Raw genomic sequence first — 3,784 nt, 5'->3', positions numbered from 1 at the left:
CTCACCCTAAAGGCCACCGAGAAAATCTTCACCAGATAAGTATTTTTACTCAAGTCTCTGGAGGGGGACAGCTTATGTGACAGTTGAGGGTGCGGAATGTGGGGTAAAATCTACCCCAGTAATGCGATAGACATTTCCAAAAATTTATAAGTCAGTCACAGCAAGGAAGAGAGGCAGATTAGACCAAGAGTCAAAATTAGCTCTCAAAACCGATTAATCAGGGTTTGATCTGATAATATCTACCACCCCCTCTCCGTAAATCCAAGGAAAAGCTCCCCCAAGTCGGCGAATTTGCAGAGTACCATCGGGATTAATTGCCCTTGATAATAGCGCCAATTTCGTCTTTATGACCAGTAATAGCAATTTTTTTAGTCGAATCTTGTCCTTTAATTTTTCCGATGACATTTCCCGCTTGATCTTGCCATGTTTCTAATCCTAACTCTTGAAAGCGTTCTAGTAAAAAGCGATCGATTTCCGTTTCCATTCCACTAGGAGAATGATGGAGGACAAGAGTAGCAATAGTGTCAAAGAGTTGATCAAAATCCATATTTATCTTGATTTTGTGGGTGGAAAAAGAATTATTATCGAAACAGGAAATCGCCAAGGTTTTACAGGAACAATATTGGCGCAATCATCGCCCTTGCATAATTGCCAGTTAGCATTTAATGATTAATCAAAGGTGCAGAATTAGCCAGAAAACCGGCAACTTTCAGGGACTCTACCACTGAATTGTCATCCTCTACCCAATAGTTTTGTCCTAAACGCACAAATTGACGCTGAGTTCCCGCACCGATGGTGGCAATAACGGGAACTTTTGCCTTTTGTTTGTCTCCCGATTGCAGAATACTTTTAAGAAGATTTTGACGATTTTGGTTGACAACATCTTGCAGCGATAAATTAACCATCACCATTTTAATGGTTTCGATCGGTTCCGCATCTTCGACAATTAATTGTACCCGATCATCTCGGCGATCCACTTTTCCCCACACCATTAAAGTTGCTTCCTCCACTAATAATTTTTGCAGACGTTCGTAGCTATCGGAAAAAATCACCGCTTCCGACTGTCCCGAGGCATCTTCTAGGGTTAAAAAGGCCATGGGAGTCCCTTTTTTGGTCATAATTTTCTTGACGGCATTTAATAGGACAATGGCACTGACTTTTTTTCTGGTTTTGTGTTCTTCTAAGTCAGCTAAATTGATAGGAGATAGGACTTGAGCAGCTCTTTGTAAAGCTTTTAAAGGATGTTCGGAAACATAAAAACCTAAATGTTCTTTTTCCAGTCTTAACTTTTCCTGTAGGGAAAAATCTTCTACTGCGGTGGCACTGGGAGACTGTTCAAACTCGGATTCTTGTTTATTTTCTGTGCTACCTCCTAGCATATCAAAAATATTCATTTGACCACTTTCTTTCTCTTTGGTGCGTTTTTGCGCCCAAGCAACTACTAATTCTAAATCTTCAATTAATTGATGGCGATTCGGTTGAATTTTATCAAAAGCACCGCAATAAATTAGCGTTTCTAAAGCTCTTTTGTTGATCACTCGCAAATCAACACGCTCGCAAAAATCCCCTAAGGAAGTAAACTTTCCTCCTGTTGCTTCCCGCGCTTTTAAAATAGCCTCGATCGCATTTTCGCCCAGATTTCTAACTGCGGACAAACCAAAGAGAATTTTGCGTCCAATCGGGGTAAAATGTTTTTGCGATCGATTGATGTCGGGAGGTTCGACATCGATATTCATTTTCTGACAGTTTTCTCGATACTTTTCCACCTTATCCTGATTATCGCTACTAGCAGTTAGTAACGCTGTCATATATTCCACAGGATAATTAGCTTTTAAATAAGCGGTTTGATAGGTGACGTAAGCATAAGCGGTAGAGTGAGATTTATTAAAACAATTGGAGGCAATTAACCCGTTGCCCAGCAAAAAATTATGATCTTTCTCCACACCAATATCGTAAACGGGTTTTCTTCCCAAGGATTGACGACCGATAATTTTAACCATATTAGTAACTCAACTTTCCAGAGATTTTGGCAACGGTGCTAATAGAAATATAGCATTTCTTTGCTCAATCAGGCTCCCCAGGACAAAAAAATTACCAGATTAATAACTAAAGTGTATATTCTAAGTAGGTGGGTGGAATTAAATATAAGATGAACGTAGGTTGGGTTGAAGCATGAAACCCAACGCCCGCTCATGTTACGCTACCGCTAACCCATCCTAGAAATAATTGTGCCTCCCTACTTAAGTAGTTGGACAAAAGTAAAGTTAACTGTGGGGTCAGGAGTCGGTCGTCGGTCGTCGGTCGTCAGTAAGAATTGCGGCAATTTACATTTCTTAAGATAGACAACAGAATTTATGTCCGACTACTTACCTACAATAGGTTACGATCAAATTAAACAACATCATCGAAAATTTGGGTCTAAAACCCCGCCGTTTTAGGTTGGCTTTAATTTCAATACTAGCCCATTGACACGATATACGCTAGAATGTGAAGCTTCGATTTTACCCCACACCAAAACAAGAGTCGCTATTGCTTGCGGCTCACATTGGGTTGTGTAAGATTAGTTGACAATAAAGCTCTCCATGTCAGAACACAAGCTTGGTGCGAAAGACAAGAAAGAGTAGGGTACAGTCAAACTTCTTCAATGTTAACCGAGGAGAAAAAACTAGAAAAACTAGACTTCTTCAATGGGGTTAGCTGTGGCCGTTTGCCACAAGGGTTAAGACACCTGTAAACAGCTTTTACTAATTTCTTGGCTGGTCCTACAAAATTTGGTTAAAGGGGAGCAACGCAAAGCGGGGCAAAATGCAGCGGTTAAGATAGCAAAGAAACCTTGCCACTGACGGCAAAGGCCTACATTTTACCTTGACGAGAGGTCGGCGCTCGGTAGTGCGCGGATTGTGTTATGATTCTGGCCAAGCCATCAAGGGATTTGAAAAGGAGTAACACCATGAGTCTATCTTCAGAAGCCTATCGCCAAGCCCTCGTGCGGGATGGAGAACGGCGCTATCAGGAATGGCACCAAAATTATCACAACCAATGCCGTCAATCAACGGCTGAATACCAAGCTCGTTCGGCCCAACAACGTCCAACAAAGCCTTGGATTTCCTCGGAAGCCTACCGCCAATTTTTAGTCAAAGATGGGGAGCGGCGTTTTGCGGAATGGCATGGCCAGTTTTTAGACTATCAACGACAATTTCTGGCCAGTCAATCCACCTAAACGGGTGTCAACCAATCCGCACTACAGCAATCTCTGAAAATAGTGGCTACAGTCCACAAAGAAATAGCTAATACCAATTTTCAATAGTCGTGACTAACATCTGAAAGTGCAATTCCTTTCTCCGAGAGGGATTGCGCTTTGAAATGATCAACTAAGTCTGTCATTACTTTTGAAAAATGATATAACGATGAATAAGTCCAGAATGCAAGACTTGTCACGAATGCAGCCAAGAATTTAAGATCAGAAGGAATAAGAATCCTGTCAACAAATGTTGATGGGCAGTCAGGAGTTTAAGCTTGTGGAGAGACTGTAAGACTCGTTGGGACTCTCTCAAAAAGCAGGTTTCTGTGAAGCAAGAATTTCCCGTCACACATCTTCGCCTTGTGATGGCTAGATTGTCAAGTCTGTCCACCCCTAGTCCGCGCAAATAACACCTCATACTATTAGGGGTCGAGAAGGTCGTCACCGACCTCCCCTCCCATTCAGAACCGTGCATGAGACTTTCACCTCACACGGCTCCTAGTTTGACTGTTCCCTTGTTAAGGATACAGCTTGACTTCTTTT

At 41.8% G+C, this 3,784-nt stretch carries 2 protein-coding genes and 2 pseudogenes; 2 read left to right on the top strand and 2 right to left on the bottom strand.

The features are described 5' to 3' along the window. Positions 1-231 precede the first annotated feature (231 nt). Positions 232-547: pseudogene (locus IQ242_RS19135) on the bottom strand (M42 family peptidase); the annotation flags it as partial. A 115-nt stretch (positions 548-662) separates the two neighbouring features. Then, positions 663-2,000: an OB-fold nucleic acid binding domain-containing protein gene (locus tag IQ242_RS19130; RefSeq protein WP_193961058.1), complete on the bottom strand. Its 1,338-nt coding sequence runs from the start codon at positions 1,998-2,000 to the stop codon at positions 663-665. A 487-nt stretch (positions 2,001-2,487) separates the two neighbouring features. Here IQ242_RS19130 and IQ242_RS19125 point away from each other — a divergent pair. Continuing rightward, positions 2,488-2,731, top strand: a pseudogene (locus IQ242_RS19125) (helix-turn-helix domain-containing protein); the annotation flags it as partial. 219 nt (positions 2,732-2,950) lie between these two features. Beyond that, complete coding sequence (locus IQ242_RS19120; RefSeq protein WP_002786493.1) at positions 2,951-3,220, top strand: hypothetical protein; 270 nt, start codon at positions 2,951-2,953, stop codon at positions 3,218-3,220. The last annotated feature ends 564 nt before the right edge of the window (positions 3,221-3,784 follow it).

The sequence above is a fragment of the Microcystis sp. LEGE 08355 genome (assembly GCF_015207185.1).
GTDB lineage: Bacteria > Cyanobacteriota > Cyanobacteriia > Cyanobacteriales > Microcystaceae > Microcystis > Microcystis panniformis.
Note: the sequence above shows the minus strand (reverse complement) of the source record. Positions and strands in the feature narration are given on the sequence as shown.

Coding starts and splice junctions, on each gene's coding strand:
- IQ242_RS19130 (WP_193961058.1), bottom strand. CDS start 2,000: ATGGTTAAAATTATCGGTCGTCAATCCTTGGGAAGAAAACCCGTTTAC.
- IQ242_RS19120 (WP_002786493.1), top strand. CDS start 2,951: ATGAGTCTATCTTCAGAAGCCTATCGCCAAGCCCTCGTGCGGGATGGA.